The organism is Saccharothrix coeruleofusca, from assembly GCF_017876325.1.
GTDB classification, from domain to species: domain Bacteria; phylum Actinomycetota; class Actinomycetes; order Mycobacteriales; family Pseudonocardiaceae; genus Actinosynnema; species Actinosynnema coeruleofuscum.
Genome location: NZ_JAGINV010000001.1, coordinates 1,743,636 through 1,759,256, shown reverse-complemented (window position 1 = coordinate 1,759,256; position 15,621 = coordinate 1,743,636). Strand labels below are relative to the sequence as shown.

Genomic DNA, 15,621 nt, shown 5'->3' with positions numbered 1-15,621 from the left:
TCCTCCTCGGGTCGTTGGTTTTCAGCTCGTCTCGGGGCGCCGCAGGACCAGCGCCGAGTTGCTGCCGTGCAGGCCGCGGGCCAGCACCAGGGCGGTGCGCACGTCGAGCGGGCGCGCGGCACCGGTGACCAGGTCCAGGTCGAAGCGGCACCCGGTCACGCCGGGTGTGGGCGGCACGGCGCCGTGCTCGATGGCCAGCACGGCGGTGGCCACGTCCAGCGGGGCGGCGCCCGCGTAGCAGCGGCCGTAACCGGTCTTGGGCGCGGTCACCGGCACGGCCCGGTCGCCGAACAGCGACCGCAGCGCCTGCGCCTCGGCCTGGTCGGCGCGCGGGTCGGCGATCGCGTCGAGGAACACCACGTCCACTTCCTCCGGGCGGCACCCCGCGTCGGCCAGCGCCTGGCGGGCGGCGCGGGCCAGGCCCTCGGCTGAGTCGGGGAACCGGCCGATCCCGGTGAAGGTCGCGCCGTGCCCGGCGACGACCGCCCTGGCGGGAGCGCCGCGCGCCGCCGCGGCGTCGGCGTCCTCCACCACGAGCACCGCGCCGCCCTCGCCGGGGGCGAACCCGGCCGCCTCGGCGGTGTAGGGCAGGTAGGCGGTGTCCGGGTCCTCCCCCGCGCTGAGCAGCCCGATGCCCAGCTGCCCGCACATCGAGTAGGGGCAGAAGGGCGCCTCGGCGCCGCCCGCGAGCATCGCCCGCGCGCCGCGCGCCAGCTCGTCGCGCGCGGTGGCGAACACGTCCAGCCCGCCCGCCTCGTCGGCCACCAGCACGGTCGACGGGCCGCGCAGCCCGTGCTTGATGGACAGCTGCCCGCTGCTGGCCGCGTAGAACCAGGCGATGGACTGGTAGGGGCCGACGTGCTCGGGGCCGCTGCGCCACAGGGCCTGGATCTCCCGCTGCCCGAACTCCACCCCGCCCGAGTAGCTCGCGGTCACCACCCCGAACCGGTAGTCGGGCACCGCGGCCGGGTCGAGCGCGGCGTCGTGCAGCGCCAGGTCGGTCGCCGCCAGCGCGAAGTGCGTGAACCGGTCGGTCTGCACCGCGATCCTCGGGTCCACCCGGCCCTCCGGTTCGAAGCCGGTCACCTCGCCCGCCACCACCACCGGGTACGGGTTGGGCTGGTAGCGGCCCAGCCGTCCCAGCGCCCGGCGGCCGTCGCGCACGGCAGGCCAGAAGTCCGCGCCGATGCCGCTGGGGGCGATCACGCCGACCCCGGTAACGACGGCGGTGCTCACGACCGCTCCGGGCGGGTGAGCACCACAGCGGACTGGAAGCCACCGAACCCGCTGCCCACCGACAGCACGGCGCGCAGCTCGCGTTCCCGCGCGGTGTGCGGCACGTAGTCCAGGTCGCACTCCGGGTCGGGGGTCTCCAGGTTCACCGTGGGCGGCACCACCCCGTGCACCAGCGCCTGCGCGCACGCGGCCACCTCGATCGAGCCGATCGCGCCCAGCGAGTGGCCCACCGCGGCCTTGATGGAGCTGACCGGGGTGGCGTAGGCGTGCTGGCCCAGCGCCAGTTTGAACGCCGCGGTCTCGTGCCGGTCGTTCTGCCGGGTGCCCGAGCCGTGCGCGTTGACGTAGTCGACACCGGTCGGGTCCAGCCGGGCCTGCTCCAGCGCCCGGCGCACCGCCTCGGCCATCTCCACCCCGTCCGGCCGCAGGCCGGTCATGTGGAAGGCGTTGCTGCGGGAGGCGTAGCCCGCGATCTCGGCCAGCATCACCGCGCCGCGGCGGCGCGCGTGCTCGTACTCCTCCAGCACCAGCACCGCGGCCCCTTCGCCGAGCACGAACCCGTCCCGGTTCCGGTCGAACGGGCGGGCCGCGCGCTCGGGGTCGTCGTTGCTGGCGGTGGTGGCGCGGATGGCGTCGAAGCAGGACACCGCGATCGGCGAGACCGGCGACTCGGCGGCGCCCGCCACCACCACGTCCGCCCGGTCCCGCTCGATCAGCCGCGCGCCGTGGCCGACCGCGTCGATGCCCGCGGTGCAGCCGGTGGAGACGGTGCGCACCGGTCCCCGCGCGCCGACCCGGTCGGCGACCTCGGCGGCCAGGTGCGCGGGCGAGAGCGCGTGGTGCAGGAACGGCGAGGCCAGGGCCGCGTCGACCACCCACCGCGCGCCCCGGTCGGAGGTGACCGCGTAGTCGCGCTCCAGCAGCGTGGTGCCGCCGACCGCCGACCCCATCGACACGGCCACCCGCCACGGGTCGGCGGGGGCCAGCTCGGCCTGTGCCCACGCCTCGTCCGCGGCGACGGCGCCGAACTGGACGTACCGGTCCATCCTGGCGATCTCGACCGGGGTCAGCCCCGCCTGGCCGGGGTCGAAGTCGCACTCGGCGGCGACCCGCGAGCGGAAGCCCGTCGGGTCGAACAGCGAAGTGCGCCGGGTGGCGGTGCGACCGGAGGTCAGCAGCTCCCAGAACTCCTTGGTGCCGTTTCCCCCCGGTGCCACCACCCCGACGCCGGTCACCACCACCCGGCGCGTCACGACGCGGACTCCGTGTCCACGTGCCCCAGCTCCGGCCGGGGGGCGAGCGGGCTGAGGTGGAACACCAGCTTGGCGGGTCCGTCGGAGGCGTTGCGGACCCGGTGCCGCACCCCGATCGGGACCAGCAGCGCCTGGTCGGCGCGCAGCGGGTGCGGCACGTCGTCGAGGTCGATCTCGACCTGGCCCTCCACCACGTACAGGGACTCCTCCGAGTAGGGGTGGTAGTGCTCGGTGACCCGCTCCCCCGGCCCGAGCGTCACCACGCCCATGAACCCGCTACTCGCCCCCACCGTGGCGGGGCTGAGCAGGACCCTGATGTCCCCGCCACGCCGCACGTTGGGCGGCACGTCCGCCGGGCTCACCGCCCGGTGCAACTGCCCGGTCACGACACCGCCTCCACCACTCGGTCGGTCACCAGATCCATCGGGCGCGCCAGCAGCACCAGCGGCGTCACCACACCCGCCAGCGGCACCGGCGGCGCGGCGTCGGCGCCCTCCGCCATGTGCACCACCAGGTCCCGCTTGCGGAACACCGTCACCCCGCCCTGGGCGACCGGGGCTGCGGTCAGCAGGCGGGCGACCTCGCCCCCCATGCCGGGCAGCGCCTGGTACAGGGCGGCCTGGCGGGGCGCGCCGTGCTCGGCCGCGCCGCCGCGCCCGGCCACCCGCATCACCGCGGTGGCCAGGAACCGGCGCCTGCCGTCCTCGTCGGACAGGTCGCGGTCCTCCACCAGGAACGGCCGCAGCGCGTCCTCGACGGCCCGGATCTGCGGCTGCTGGGCCAGGTAGCGCACCGCCTCGGCGGGCGAGCAGGTGATGTCGACCACCCGCACCACGGTCGTCCCGGCCATGAACACCGAGGTCCGCGCCAGCATCGGGGGTCCGCCGCCCGGTCCGCCCGGTCCGCCCGGCCGGGGCCTGGCGTAGCCCGCCAGCAGCGCGGCCACCTCGCCCTCGGCTCCCGGCCGCACGGCGAAGGTCAACGCGTAGCGGTTCACAATCTGCCTCCCACTTCCCGCCGCGGCGCGGTCGTCGTCGCACGGACCAGGTAGCGCCGCGACTCCCGGTCCTCCGTGCACGCCAGCAGCGGCGCGGCCAGCTCCCGGTGCCCCGGCGTCGCCTCCCACGCGGCGAAGTGCCCGAAGCTGCGCCACTCGCTGGTGATGACCCACTCGTCCGGGTCGTGCAGGGACTGGCACAGCTGGTCGCCCAGGTAGCCGTCCACTTCGGCCACGGCGTGGCGGATGCGCTGGTAGGCCTCCAGCAGGCGCTCACCGGCACCGTGCGTCACGCGCAGCCGGAAGACCACCCTGAGGTGGTCCACACCGTCCTCGTCCCACCCTGTCGTCGGTGCCATCGCGCGGCCCGCTACTCGGGCACGACGACGGTGCGGCGGGCCTCTCGGGCGCCCCGTGGGGGCACGTCCGCGCCGCGCGGCGGGGGCGCGCTCCCGGCCCGGTCCGCCTCGGCCGTCCCACACGACTGGAGCGCGGTGGCGGCATGGGGGGTGCTCGTCATCGGTGTTCCCTTCTGCCAGAAAATCTCGCGTCGGGTTCCCACCTTCTACGACGGCACGCCGATTTGACTGCTGGACAACCGTGACGAGTCGCGGACCACCCGCACGCGCGTACTACGGATCACTCTTCGTCATTTTTTCCGGCAGGCGATCAAGCCATCACTCCACAGAGGAGTGTCAGCTTTCCTTGGTAGTCACCCTGTTCCGGAGGGAGTCCGGGAAGGACCGCGCCACCGGCTCAAGCGGCGGCGAGCAGGGGTCCCGCGGCGAGACGAGCGCGTACACGCCCATGGCGAGGAAGAAAGCGGCGGTGATGATCGCGACGGTTCCCGCCGCGCCGCATCCACCGGATTGGAGCACCGGTCAGCCTACATCGCCGCGGTGCCGGGCGGACGCGGCACCGCGGCGGTCGGCCCCACTGGTCACACGCCGACCGGAACGTCACCCCTCAGGGTGATCCGGTGCATCACCCGCCGCTGGTCGCCGTAATCGTCCACGGCGTAGTGCGCGGTGCTCCGGTTGTCCCACACCACCACGTCGCCCTCGCTCCACCGGTGCCGCACGGTGAACTCCGGCCTGCCCACGGCGGCGAAGAAGACGTCCAGCAGCGCCCGGCTCTCCACCTCCGTCAGACCCAGCAGCCGCGTGGTGAAGCCGGGGTTGACGAACAGGCTGCGCCGCCCCGACTCGGGGTGCACCCGCACCACGGGGTGCGTGACGGGCTCCAGCGAGCGCACGCGCCGCCCTTCCCAGGTGTTGCCCTCGCCACCCAGCCGCTCGTGCAGGTACTCCTCGAAGTCCTTGCGCCCGTCGTGCAGCGCGGTCAGCTTGTCCGCCAGCCCGCGCACCGGCTCGGACAGCGACAGGTAGGCCGCCTCCAGGTCCGTCCAGCACGTGTCACCCCCTGTGGGCGGCAGGGTCACCGCGCGCAGCACCGAGCCCAGCGGGGGCCGGGCCATGAAGGTGACGTCGGTGTGCCACACGGGGGCTTTGCCGCCGTCGCCCGCGTCCAGCACGTAGATCTCCGGGTGTTCGGCGTCCAGGCCGGGCACCACGGGGTGCGCGGCGGTCGGCTCGCCCAGCGCGGCGGCGAACCCGCGGTGCGCCGCCGGGGTCAGCGACTGGCCGGGGAACACCAGCACCTTGTGCTCCACCAGGGCGGTCCGCAGCGGCGCGGCGACCTCGGCGGAGGTCACGTCGTTGAGGTCAAGGCCGGTGACCCGCGCGCCCAGGGTCGGGGTGAGGGGTTCGAAGTGCGTCATGGTCTCTCCTCGCGGAGTCAGGCCGCGACCGCGCGCACGGCGCCCGCGACCTCACCGCGCAGCGCGGCGAACTCGGCCGAGCCGCGCAGCTCGTCGGCGGGCACACCGGAGCGCGGTAGCGGAACGGGCAGGTCCAGCGCCACCCGACCGGGCCGGTCGGACAGCACGACGACGCGGCTGGCCAGGAACACGGCCTCGTCCACGCTGTGCGTCACGAACACCACCGCCCGCTCGCCGTCGTCGGTCAGCGAGCGGACGTCCTCCTGCAGCCGTTCACGGGTCAGCGCGTCCAGCGCGGCGAACGGCTCGTCCATCAGCAGCAGCCGGGGCCGGGCCGCCAGCGCCCGCGCGATCGCCACCCGCTGCTGCTGCCCGCCGGAGATCTCCCACGTGCGGCGGCGTCCCAGTTCGACCAAGCCGACCTGGGCGAGCAGCTCGCGGGTCCGCTGTGGACGGTCCGCGCCCGGCACGCCCGCCCAGCGCAGCGCGGTGGTGATGTTGCCCGCCACGCTCTGCCACGGGAACAGCCGGGGCTGCTGGAAGACCGTGCCGACGTCGCGGCCCGGCACGGGTGGCCCGCCCAGCACCTCGACCGCACCGGCCGTGGGTCGCTCGAACCCGCTGACCAGTCTCAGCAGCGTGCTCTTGCCCGAGCCGGAGGGGCCGACCACGACCAGGAACTCGCCGGGCTCGACCCGCAGGTCCAGCGGCCCGAGGGCGGGCACGTCCACGCGATTGGCGCGGTAGCTGTGCGCCACGCCGGTCAGCTCGACCAGCGGCTCACCCACGGGGGGCTCGCAGTGCCGCGCGGAACGCCGCCAGGTCGGGCACCGACTCGACCTTCTTCTGCCCGTGCAGGAATTCCGCCGTGGCGCGCAGCCGCTCGGCCAGCTTCCCCGGCGCCTCCGGGGTGCCGAAGTACTCCGGGCTGAGCTGCTCGGCGTGGTCGAGGTAGATGTTCTGCCTGAGCTGGGACAGCGCGTCGTCCACGCCCGCGCCGATCTGCCGCCCCACGGCCTCGGCGACCACCCGCGGGTCCGTCTTGATCTTCTTGATCGCGTCGTCGGTGGCGGCCAGCCACTTGTCCACCACCTCGCCGTTGTGCTCGGCGAAGTCCGCGCGGGCGACGGTGAACGTCAGCGTCGGTTTGCCCGCGGCGGCCAGCCTGGCGCTGTCGGTGAGCGTCACGCCGTCCCGCTGGAGCTCACCGAGCACCGGCGTCCACACGTACGCGCCGTCGATGTCCCCGCGCTGCCAGGCCGCCTGGATGTTCTGCGGCTCCAGGTCCACCAGCGTCACCGAGGCCGGGTCCACGCCCGCCTGCTCGAAGGCGGCCAGCAGGCTGTAGTGCGCGGTGGAGCTGAACGGCGCGGCGACCTTGCGACCCGCCAACCCCTTGATGTCGGTGACACCGCTTGCCCTGCGCACCACCAGCGCTTCGCTGTCGCCGATCACGTTGAGCAGCTCGATGATCCGGTAGGGGATGCTCAGCGGCGGGCACAGCCCGGTCGCGGCCGGGCTGCTGCCGATGACCGCCAGGTCGACCGCGCCACCGAGGAAGGCGGTGTTGATGCTCGCGCCGGAGTCGAAGGAGGTCCAGGTGACCTCGTGGTCGGGCAGCGCCTTCTCCAGCACGCCCTGGTCCTTCACCAGCAGCGTGCTGTCGGCGAAGTTCTGGTAGGCCACGCGGACCTGCCGACGCGCGCCGGAGCCGGACGAGGACGAGCCGCCGACCCCGCACGCGGTCAGCACCGGCGCGGCGGCGAGCAGGGACAGGAGCGATCTGCGGCTGACGGACATGGTTGTGCTCCCGGTGTGGGCGCTCACGCCCGCCCGCGCCACGGCGAGACGGCGCGTTGCAGCGCGAGGAGGGCGGTGTCGATGAGCAGCCCGGTCACGCCGATGACGACGAGGCCGAGCAGGACGACCGCGGTCTGGTTGTAGCGCTGGGCGTTGAGGACCATGCCCCCGATGCCGTCCGCGCCGTTGACGGTCTCGGCGGCCACCACCGAGCTGTAGGCGATGCCCACGGCCAGCCGGATGCCGGTGAGGATCTCGGGGGCGGAGGCGGGCAGCACGACGGTGGTGATCACGCCGAGCCGGTTCGCCCCCAGCGCGTGCGCGGCCTCCAGGTACTGGCGGTTCACCCCGGTCACGGCGGTCGCGGTGGCCACCGCGACCGGCGGGAACGCCGCCACCAGCAACAGGTAGACCTTGGGCTCCTCGTCGATGCCGAACCAGATGACCAGCAGGCTCAGGTAGGCCAGCGGCGGCAGCGCGCGCAGGAAGGTCACGAACGGCTCGACCACCGCGCGGACCACCGGCACCAGGCCCATCACCAGCCCCAGGCCGACGCCGACCAGCACGCCGTAGGCGGTGCCGTAGCCGACCCGGCGCAGGCTCACGCCGAGCCGCTCGAGCACCGTGGACCCCGCGTACCCGCCTTGGCCGTTGCCGCTGTCGGACGCGGCCAGCAGCTGGTCCCACACCTGCCCTGGACCGGGTAGCACGGCGGGCGGCCACAACCGCGCGAGGACCAGCAGTTGCCAGATCGCGATCAGCGCGAGCACCGCCGCCACGCGCACCAGGACCGAGTGCGTGGCGGACAGCGCGGCGCTCCCCGATTCCTTGAGTGCCATGGAGAACTCCGTGCCGCAGCGGGAAAAACCGGCTGAGCGGGAATGTACAGAAGTGCGCACGGGTTGATCGGGTTTCCCGCTCAGTGGACACCGCTGCCGAAAGGTCTTGCGCGGCAGGAGGAGTCGTGGCATCGCCGCGCCGACGCGCTCCCAGAAAGCGGGAACGGATAGTGCGGGCGGCGGTCGACGTGATAGCGGAATCGGTCCGACCGCCTTGACGTGTCGGGCGGCGACGAAAGCCCAGGTCCCGCCGGGATGCACGGCCTATCGCCTCACCGACTTGGCGGAACCGCTGGAAGCGCGGCGTGATTGGCGGCCGCGCGCCACACCGCCCGGTCGCGCCGTTGGGCGGATTCCCTCGGACCGCAATCAAATCCGTGCACCGAGCTATCGGATTTCCTGGTTTCCCCGGTCGCCCGGCACCGACGAGCGCCGACTTCGAACCTGCGCTGCGCCTGCTGCTCGACCGCGCACCCCGTGCGGGGGTGAGGAGGTTCAGACGCTGCGCAGCACCGACACCACAACGCCCAGCAGCACCGCCTGATCGCCGTCGATGACCGGGTAGGCCGGGTTGCGCGGCTCCAGCAGCACGTGCCCGCCGCGCCTGCGGTAGACCTTCACCGTGGCCTCGTCGTCGATCATCGCGGCGACGATCTGCCCCGAGTGCGCCTCGTGCTGCTGCTTGACCACGACGATGTCCCCGTCGCAGATCGCGGCGTCGACCATCGAGTCGCCGCGCACCCGCAACCCGAAGACCGTGCCGCGCCCGGTGAGCCCGCGGGGCAGCGTCAGCACGTCGTCGACGTGCTCCTCCGCCGCGATGGGGGCGCCCGCGGCGATGTGGCCGACGACCGGCACGGGCACCGAGTCGGCCTGCTCCCGCGCCGGGGCCTGCCCCAGGAACGCCCGCACGTCCATCGGGCGGGTGGCCGCGCCGCCGCGCCGCAGGAAGCCCTTCTCCTCCAGGCTCGCCAGGTGCCTGGACACCGAGGACGACGAGCGCAGGCCGACCGCGTCGCCGATCTGCCGGGTGCTCGGCGAGTACCCGTGCCGGACCACCCAGTCCCGGATCGCCACCAGGATCTGCCGCTGGCGCGGCGGCAGGGCCGAGGCGTCCAGGTGGTCGAACGGGTCGAGATCGTCGTAGGCGGTCATTCGCGGGATGATAGATGCCGCCGACCGGCCTGCGCCGCGCCTCGCGCCCCGAAGGGCTCCGGTCAGGGCGGCCGGGCCACGTCGGACTGGGCCCAGAGCAGGTGGCGGACCCGCGGCGGCTCGGCGGCCAGGTCCCGTGCGGCGCGCTCCACGGCGACCTCGACCGCCGTGCCGCGCTCCAGGTGCTGGCGCAGGTGCTCGTTCCACGTCGCGACGGTGAAGGTCTCCAGGAACACCTCGGGGTCCTCGGAATCGCGGAACAGGCCCCACAGCGTCGCGCCGGTGCGCCTGCGGGACCGGCCCACCTTGCGCATCGCCTCGGTGAACTCCGCGACCCGCTCCGGGGCGACCCGCCACCGCACGGTCACCAGCACCGGTCCGGTGTCGGCGTCGGGGATCTCCGGCGGCGCGTCCCACAGGCTGGCGGGCGAGGTGTCCAGCTCCCGGTCGGTCAGCGGCAGCCAGCGCGCCGCGACGAGCAGCACCAACACCATCCCCACCGCTGGGAGCACCACCGCCGTGCGCACGCCCAGCAGGGTGGCCGCCGCGCCCCACACCACCGCGCCGAACGCCTGGCCGCCCATGAACATCAACTGGTAGTAGGCCAGGGCGCGGGCGCGCGTCCAGGCGGGCAGCAGCACCTGCGCGGTGGCGTTGAGCGTGGACAGCACGGCGATCCAGGCCGCACCGGCGACGAGCATCGCGGGGATGGCGACGGCGACCGAGCCGGTGAGCCCGGCCAGCGCCGTCGCCGCCGCGTACGCGCAGGTCGCGATGCTGACCAGGAGGTTCTTGCCGATCCCGCGCAGCAGCCGGGGCACCACGAACGCCCCGCCGATCGCCCCGGCCCCGACGCAGCCCAGCAGCAGGCCGTACCCGCCCGCGCCGAGCCCGAGCGGGCCTCGGGCGATGGTGGGCAGCAGCGCCCACATCGCGCTGCCGAACACCACGAACAGCACGCACCGCACCAGCACCCGTGAGAACAGCGGCGAGCTGCGCACGTACCGGGCCCCGGTGCGCACCGCGGTGAGCACGTGCTCGGCGCCCAGCGGGCGGTGGTCGGACGGCCGCCGCCACCGCCACAGCACCAGCATCACGCCGAGGAAGGACACCGCGTTGAAGGCGAACGTCGCCTCCGGCCCGACCGCCGCGATCAGCACCCCGCCCAGCGCGGGCCCGATGGCCCGGCCGACGTTCATGTTCACCCCGTTGAGCAGCGCCGCCTGCGGGATCTCCGCGCGCGGGACCAGCTCCGGCTGGATCGCCTGGAACGAGGGCATCGACAGCGCCTGCCCCACGCCCATCAGCGCGATGAACGCCAGCAGCGTGGCGGGCGCGGCCGCGTCGCCCGCGGCCAGCACCACCAGCCCCGCCGCGCCCAGCACCATCAGCGCCTGGCCGCACAGCAGCACGCGGCGCCGGTCCAGGATGTCGCCGATCGCGCCCGAGGGCACGACCAGCAGGAACACCGGCAGGGTGGTGGCCGCTTGGACGAGCGCGACCTGGAGTTCGCTGCCGCCGAGGTCGCCCATGAACCACTGCGCGCCGACGGTCTGCGCCCAGGTGCCGATGTTGGAGGCGAACTGGGCCAGCCACAGCGCGCGGAAGGTGGCGCGGCGCAGCGGAGCCCACGCGGTGGCAGCGGTCATGGGGTGGTCCCTCGGTCGCGTCGCCGGGTCACCACCAGCAGATACCTCGACCGGGAGCGGCCAAACCGCCCGCCCGCCGCGGCCGGGCCACTCCGACGGGTGAGGCGGGCGTGGTTCAGCGGGTCGCGGCGGTGAGGGCCTCGCGGACCTTCCCGAGGTCGGCGGGCACCGCGACCTGGATGCTCTCCCCGGCGTAGACCAGGTGGGCCGGGGTGCCCGGCTGCCACCTCCTGCCTTCGGCCAGCGGTCCGGCGTCCAGGGTGTCGTAGCCGATGCCGTCCAGGAACGCGGCCACCTCGCTCTTGGCGTCCGCGTGGTCGCCCGCGATCGGCAGCGCGGTGCGGTCCGGCGCGCCCGCCGGGCGGGGCAGGGCGCGCAGGGTCTGGAAGAAGATGTTGTTCAACGCCTTGACCACGTGCGCGGCGGGCAGGTGCCGTTGCAAGAGTTCGCTGCTGGTGGTGGCGCCGGTGTCGAGTTCGGCGATGGCGCCGTCGCGCTGCGGGTTGTAGTTGCAGGTGTCGATGACGGTCTTGCCCGCCAGCGGCCGCACCGGGAGGTCCCGGTAGACCCGCAGCGGCGTGGAGACCACCACCAGGTCCCCCGCTCGGGCAGCCTCGGCGGGGGTCGCCGCGCGGGCGTTCGGGCCGAGTTCGGCCACCAGGTCGGCCAGGGTCCGCGGGTCGCGCGAGTTGCTGACGACCACGCGGTGGCCCGCCGCTGCGGCGAGGCGGGCCACGGTGCCGCCGACGCGCCCGCTGCCGATGAATCCGATGGTGTTCACCTGTGCGTTCTCTCCTTCTTCGGCGGAATGCCCGGACTCGGGCTCTGCGCGGTGCACGGGCACCGGTCAGGAAATCGTGAAACCGGTGGTCCCCACCTGTCGCAGCCAGCCGAGCCAGTCCTCCATGTGCCAACTGGTGGCGATCCGGTCGCCGTCGAAGTGGTGGAATTCGTGGATCGGGATGACGCATTCCCGGCCGGTGCCCACGACACCCATCCACTCGCCGGTGAAGCTCGCCCTGATCTCCGCCCGGACGGCCGCCCGACCGTTCGCGCCGACCACTTCGTGGATGGTGACCGAGACGTCCTGGAACACCTGGTGGAACTTGGCGAATTGCGGTTTGACGCCGTCCGGGCCCGGTGCCTGACCGGGCGCGGCCGGAATGTCCGACCAGTTCGGCGTCACCGCCTCGTCGAGCAGGTCGAACTCTCCCGCGACCCCTCGGTAGAGCTTTTCGACGGCTTCGCGCTGACCGGCGGTGAGCCCTTCGACGATGCTCGGAACTGCTGGTTGAGCCATGATTTCCCATCCTTGGCGGTCATTGCCGGGTTCGCGGGCGCGGTTGTCCGCGCCGTTGTCCGCGACAAGGCGGCCGACATCGGCGGCTATAGTGGGGGAACCCCTTCCGGAGGGGTGCCTCCACTCTAACGGAGGGGTGCCTCCGCAAGCAAGGCCCGAGAATCGGGAGGACTCCGATGGCCACGACCGAACCGGGCGCGCGGGTCGCCGTGCCGCGACCGCAGCGCGCCGACAGCAGGCGCAAGTTCGACGCACTGCTGGCCGCGGCGCGCGAGGTCTTCGCCGCCGACGGCGTCAACGGCTCGCTGGAGGAGATCGCCCGGCGCGCCGGGGTCGGCATCGGCACGCTCTACCGCAACTTCCCGACCCGCCAAGCGCTGTTCGAGGCCGTCTACGTCGACGAGGTCGAGGCGCTGGCCGCAGTCGCCGACGAGCTGCGCGACCACGACCCGTGGGACGCGCTGGTGATCTGGCTGCGCCGGTTCGTCGGCTACGCGACCACCAAGAAGGCCGTCTACGAGGCGCTCAACACCGACTCGCCGATGTTCGCCGCCTGCATCGAGCTGATCCACCGCGCTGGAGTCCCGCTGCTGCGCCGCGCCCAGGAGGCGGGCGAGGCCCGCACCGACGTCACCTTCGACGACGTCCGGTACCTGATCAACGGCATCAGCGGCGCGAGCTTCGCCGACGACGCCCAGCGCGAGCGCGTGCTCACCATGGCACTGGACGGCATCAGAGCGCGCGACTGAGAGCGGGGGCCTCAGCCGCCTCGCGCGTACTCCGGCAGCAGGCGGGCGACCTCGTCCGGGGCAGGCATCCGGGCGATCTCCCCGGCGACGGCGCGGGCCGCGTCGCGGTGCGCGCCGTCCCGCAGCAGCCCGCGCACCTGGTGGGCGACGGCGTCGGCGTCCACCTCGTCGGGCAGCAGGCGCAGACCGGCGCCGACCGCGCGCAGGGCCTCGGCGTTGGCGAACTGGTCGGCCCCCTGGGGCAGCACCAACTGGGGCACGCCGAAGGCGAGCGCGCCGAGGGTGGTGCCGCTGCCGCCGTGGTGGACGGCCACGTCGGCGTGCCTGAGCAGTTCGGCCTGCGGCACCCACGCCCGCGCGGTGACGTTGTCCGGCAGGTCCCCGAGATCGGCCACGGGCACCCGACCGGTGGCGACCACCACCCGCGCGCCCAGCGCCGCCAGCCCCCTGATCGCCGTGGTGAGCAGTGCCGCGGTGCCGAACGCGGTGCCGAAGGTCAGGTAGACCAGCGGCTCCCCGGCACCGGACGTCGCCCACGCGACCGGTTCGGCGTGCGGGACGGGGCGCAGCGCGATCCGGTTCCCGGTTCCCAGGAAACCGCTGTCCTGCAACGAGGGCGGGCAGATGTCCAGGTGCGGCCTGCCGCCCGCGACGGTGTCCGAGGGCAGTTCCAGGCCGATCCCCTCGGGGATCGCGCGGCCGAAACCGTGCCACAGACCGGGAATCCCGGCGCGGTGGGCGGCGACGGCCGCGCCCGGCACGCCCCACCCGTGCACGACGAGGTCCGGCCGCAGCCTGGCCAGTTCCGGTTCGAGGTCCTCGGCGTAGATCTCGTAGAACGAGTCCGCGGGCCGGAAGGGGCGCAGCCCGTTCGCGGCGAGCGCCGCGTGCACGTGCTCCCCGGTGGCCCAGTGCACCTCGTGGCCCGCGTCCCGCGCGGCGACCGCGAGCGGGATCATCGGGTAGGTGTGGCCGACCGAGGCGGAACTGGCGAACAGCACGCGCACGGCGGCGAACCTACCCCTGGCCGCGCGGTCGCGGCTCGGCGGGCCCGCGGTCGGCTACGGTGGGCTGATCTCCAGCAGCCGGGGGGCGACATGGCGGCCGAGGCGATCACCCCTTCCACCCCGCGACCGGTGCGGTGGTCCACGCTGGCGCAGTGGTGGCGCGACGTGACGTTCGCGCACTGGCCGGTGGCACCGGCGCGGGTTGCGGGCCTGCTGCCGCCGGGCACGCGGCCGGACACCCTGGACGGCGTGACCTACGTCGGGCTGGTGCCCTTCCGGATGCACCGGGTGCGGCTGCCGGTGGAGCCGGGGGTGCCGTACTTCAGGACGTTCTGCGAGACCAACGTGCGGCTGTACTCGGTGGACGGCGCGGGCCGTCGCGGCGTGGTGTTCCGCTCCCTGGACGCCGCCCGCCTGGTGCCCGCGCTCGTCGGCAGGCTCGGCGCACGCCTGCCCTACACCTGGTCGAGGATGCGCCTGCACCGCCGGGGCGACGTGATCACCTACACGTGCGTCCGCCGGTGGCCCCGGTCGCGCGGGGTGTCGGGCCGCCTGGTGGTCCGGGTGGGGCGGCCGATCGCGGAACCGACCCCGCTGGAGCACTTCCTGACCGCGCGGTGGGGCCTGCACGTGCCCTGGCGCGGACGCGCGCTGTACCTGCCCAACGAGCACCCGCCATGGCCGCTGCGCCGGGCCGAGCTGCTCCACGTGGACGAGACGCTCATCGCGGCGGCGGGTCTGCCCGCGCCGGTCGGGCCGCCGGTCAGCGTCCTGCACTCCCCCGGCGTCCCGGTCCGGTTCGGGCCGCCGGTCAGGACCGGGTGAGATCCGGTTCGCGGGCGCCACTGGCGCACGGGGTGTTGGCCATGCGTTGGCGGCGCGTTGGCGGGTAGGAGTCGGCTGGCGGTTCACCGGGTCGCGGACTCCTGCGCCGCGCCCCCGGTCGATCCGATCACGCCGTTCTGAGAAAGGCCCCTGCGCATGGTTGTCGAATCACCTCCCGGCATGGAGATCACGGAGGAGAACAAGTTCAAGGGTTCGCTGTTCATCTCGGCCTTCGACGAGATGATCGACGCCATCGGCAAGGACGCGGAGTCCGAGACGGAGCAGGTGCTCGACATCACCTTCGCCGCGATCGGCGCGGCCTCGTCGGTGGCCATGCTGGCGGTGGACCCGTTCGGCACGCTGCTGGGCGCGGGCATCGGCTGGCTGATCGAGCACGTGAGCTTCCTCAAGGAGCCGCTGGACCAGCTGATGGGCGACCCCGACGAGATCAACGCCAACGTCGAGGCGACCAAGGCGACCGCGGTGGAGATGCGGACGCTGGCCGAGACCCACCGCAACACGCTGGCGCAGCCGCAGGGGTGGACCGGCCAGGCGTCGGAGGCGTTCAAGGCCAACATGGACACCCTGGGCCAGGAGCTGGACTCGCTGGCCAACGCGGTGGAGAAGAAGGCCAAGATCGTGGCCATCTGCGGCGTGCTGGTGCAGGTGCTGCGCGACATCGTGCGCGACCTGATCGCGCAGCTGCTCGGCTCGCTGCTGGCGGGCGCGATCGCCGCCGCCGCCGCGGCGTTCTTCACCTTCGGCGCGTCCATCGTGGGCTTCATCGGCTTCGCGGTGGGCAAGGCCGTGGCGCTGGGCGTCAACATCGCCTCCCGGATCGCCCGGCTGATCGCGGCGATGACCCGGCAGATGGGGCGGATCAAGAACCTGGACGAGATCACCGAGCAGGTCGGCAAGGGCTGGAACCGGTTCGAGAACGTCGCCGACGTGGCCGAGGTGTCCTACGAGTCCTGGAAGGCGCAGAACAAGGTCGACAAAGCGGTCGACCAGGCGCGCTGATCCCCCACCCC

At 73.7% G+C, this 15,621-nt stretch carries 18 protein-coding genes; 3 read left to right on the top strand and 15 right to left on the bottom strand.

Annotation, left to right across the window (positions count from 1 at the left end; all coding sequences use genetic code 11):
* Window positions 1-21: 21 nt before the first annotated feature.
* The 14 genes from JOF41_RS08290 to JOF41_RS08225 form a co-directional block, all read right to left on the bottom strand.
* On the bottom strand, window positions 22-1,236 hold the full coding sequence (locus JOF41_RS08290) for a beta-ketoacyl synthase N-terminal-like domain-containing protein (RefSeq protein WP_189227509.1): 1,215 nt from the start codon (window positions 1,234-1,236) through the stop codon (window positions 22-24).
* Window positions 1,233-2,489, bottom strand: a complete 1,257-nt coding sequence (locus tag JOF41_RS08285; RefSeq protein ID WP_209617496.1) for a beta-ketoacyl-[acyl-carrier-protein] synthase family protein — start codon at window positions 2,487-2,489, stop codon at window positions 1,233-1,235. Before JOF41_RS08285 ends, JOF41_RS08290 begins: the two co-directional genes overlap by 4 nt.
* Window positions 2,486-2,875: a cupin domain-containing protein gene (locus JOF41_RS08280; RefSeq protein ID WP_209617494.1), complete on the bottom strand. Its 390-nt coding sequence runs from the start codon at window positions 2,873-2,875 to the stop codon at window positions 2,486-2,488. The genes JOF41_RS08285 and JOF41_RS08280 overlap by 4 nt, the downstream gene beginning before the upstream one ends.
* The gene (locus JOF41_RS08275) at window positions 2,872-3,486 is read right to left on the bottom strand and encodes a SchA/CurD-like domain-containing protein (protein ID WP_209617491.1); all 615 of its coding nucleotides are present in this window, start codon (window positions 3,484-3,486) and stop codon (window positions 2,872-2,874) included. Before JOF41_RS08275 ends, JOF41_RS08280 begins: the two co-directional genes overlap by 4 nt.
* The gene (locus tag JOF41_RS08270; protein WP_229796377.1) at window positions 3,483-3,845 is read right to left on the bottom strand and encodes an antibiotic biosynthesis monooxygenase family protein; all 363 of its coding nucleotides are present in this window, start codon (window positions 3,843-3,845) and stop codon (window positions 3,483-3,485) included. Before JOF41_RS08270 ends, JOF41_RS08275 begins: the two co-directional genes overlap by 4 nt.
* 11 nt (window positions 3,846-3,856) lie before the next feature.
* The gene (locus JOF41_RS08265; protein WP_189227506.1) at window positions 3,857-4,006 is read right to left on the bottom strand and encodes a hypothetical protein; all 150 of its coding nucleotides are present in this window, start codon (window positions 4,004-4,006) and stop codon (window positions 3,857-3,859) included.
* A 420-nt stretch (window positions 4,007-4,426) separates the two neighbouring features.
* Complete coding sequence (locus JOF41_RS08260; RefSeq protein WP_209617488.1) at window positions 4,427-5,266, bottom strand: TauD/TfdA dioxygenase family protein; 840 nt, start codon at window positions 5,264-5,266, stop codon at window positions 4,427-4,429.
* A 17-nt stretch (window positions 5,267-5,283) separates the two neighbouring features.
* Complete coding sequence (locus JOF41_RS08255; RefSeq protein WP_209617485.1) at window positions 5,284-6,054, bottom strand: ABC transporter ATP-binding protein; 771 nt, start codon at window positions 6,052-6,054, stop codon at window positions 5,284-5,286.
* A complete protein-coding gene (locus tag JOF41_RS08250) occupies window positions 6,047-7,066 on the bottom strand; it encodes a taurine ABC transporter substrate-binding protein (RefSeq protein WP_209617483.1) in 1,020 nt (339 codons plus the stop codon). The genes JOF41_RS08255 and JOF41_RS08250 overlap by 8 nt, the downstream gene beginning before the upstream one ends.
* Window positions 7,067-7,089: 23 nt before the next feature.
* Complete coding sequence (locus JOF41_RS08245; RefSeq protein WP_189227502.1) at window positions 7,090-7,905, bottom strand: ABC transporter permease; 816 nt, start codon at window positions 7,903-7,905, stop codon at window positions 7,090-7,092.
* A 495-nt stretch (window positions 7,906-8,400) separates the two neighbouring features.
* Window positions 8,401-9,060: a transcriptional repressor LexA gene (lexA, locus tag JOF41_RS08240; protein WP_189227501.1), complete on the bottom strand. Its 660-nt coding sequence runs from the start codon at window positions 9,058-9,060 to the stop codon at window positions 8,401-8,403.
* A gap of 62 nt (window positions 9,061-9,122) precedes the next feature.
* Window positions 9,123-10,709 carry an MFS transporter gene (locus tag JOF41_RS08235; RefSeq protein ID WP_189227500.1) on the bottom strand — a complete coding sequence of 529 codons (1,587 nt, stop codon included), beginning with the start codon at window positions 10,707-10,709 and terminating at the stop codon, window positions 9,123-9,125.
* Between the two features lie 115 nt (window positions 10,710-10,824).
* Entirely contained in the window at window positions 10,825-11,547 is a 723-nt protein-coding gene (locus tag JOF41_RS08230) for an NADPH-dependent F420 reductase (protein WP_268248884.1), read from the bottom strand.
* Between the two features lie 9 nt (window positions 11,548-11,556).
* Window positions 11,557-12,009: an ester cyclase gene (locus JOF41_RS08225; protein ID WP_209617479.1), complete on the bottom strand. Its 453-nt coding sequence runs from the start codon at window positions 12,007-12,009 to the stop codon at window positions 11,557-11,559.
* Window positions 12,010-12,185: 176 nt separating this feature from the next.
* Between JOF41_RS08225 and JOF41_RS08220 the strand changes: the two genes are divergently transcribed.
* Window positions 12,186-12,758, top strand: a complete 573-nt coding sequence (locus tag JOF41_RS08220; protein ID WP_189227497.1) for a TetR/AcrR family transcriptional regulator — start codon at window positions 12,186-12,188, stop codon at window positions 12,756-12,758.
* Window positions 12,759-12,769: 11 nt separating this feature from the next.
* Here the strand turns inward: JOF41_RS08220 and JOF41_RS08215 are convergent, their stop codons facing one another.
* Entirely contained in the window at window positions 12,770-13,765 is a 996-nt protein-coding gene (locus tag JOF41_RS08215; protein ID WP_209617476.1) for a glycosyltransferase, read from the bottom strand.
* Between the two features lie 90 nt (window positions 13,766-13,855).
* Here JOF41_RS08215 and JOF41_RS08210 point away from each other — a divergent pair, with 90 nt between their 5' ends.
* Together JOF41_RS08210 and JOF41_RS08205 are read left to right on the top strand one after the other, a co-directional pair.
* Window positions 13,856-14,590 carry a YqjF family protein gene (locus JOF41_RS08210; RefSeq protein ID WP_189227495.1) on the top strand — a complete coding sequence of 245 codons (735 nt, stop codon included), beginning with the start codon at window positions 13,856-13,858 and terminating at the stop codon, window positions 14,588-14,590.
* A 180-nt stretch (window positions 14,591-14,770) separates the two neighbouring features.
* Complete coding sequence (locus JOF41_RS08205; protein WP_244989539.1) at window positions 14,771-15,610, top strand: WXG100 family type VII secretion target; 840 nt, start codon at window positions 14,771-14,773, stop codon at window positions 15,608-15,610.
* The last annotated feature ends 11 nt before the right edge of the window (window positions 15,611-15,621 follow it).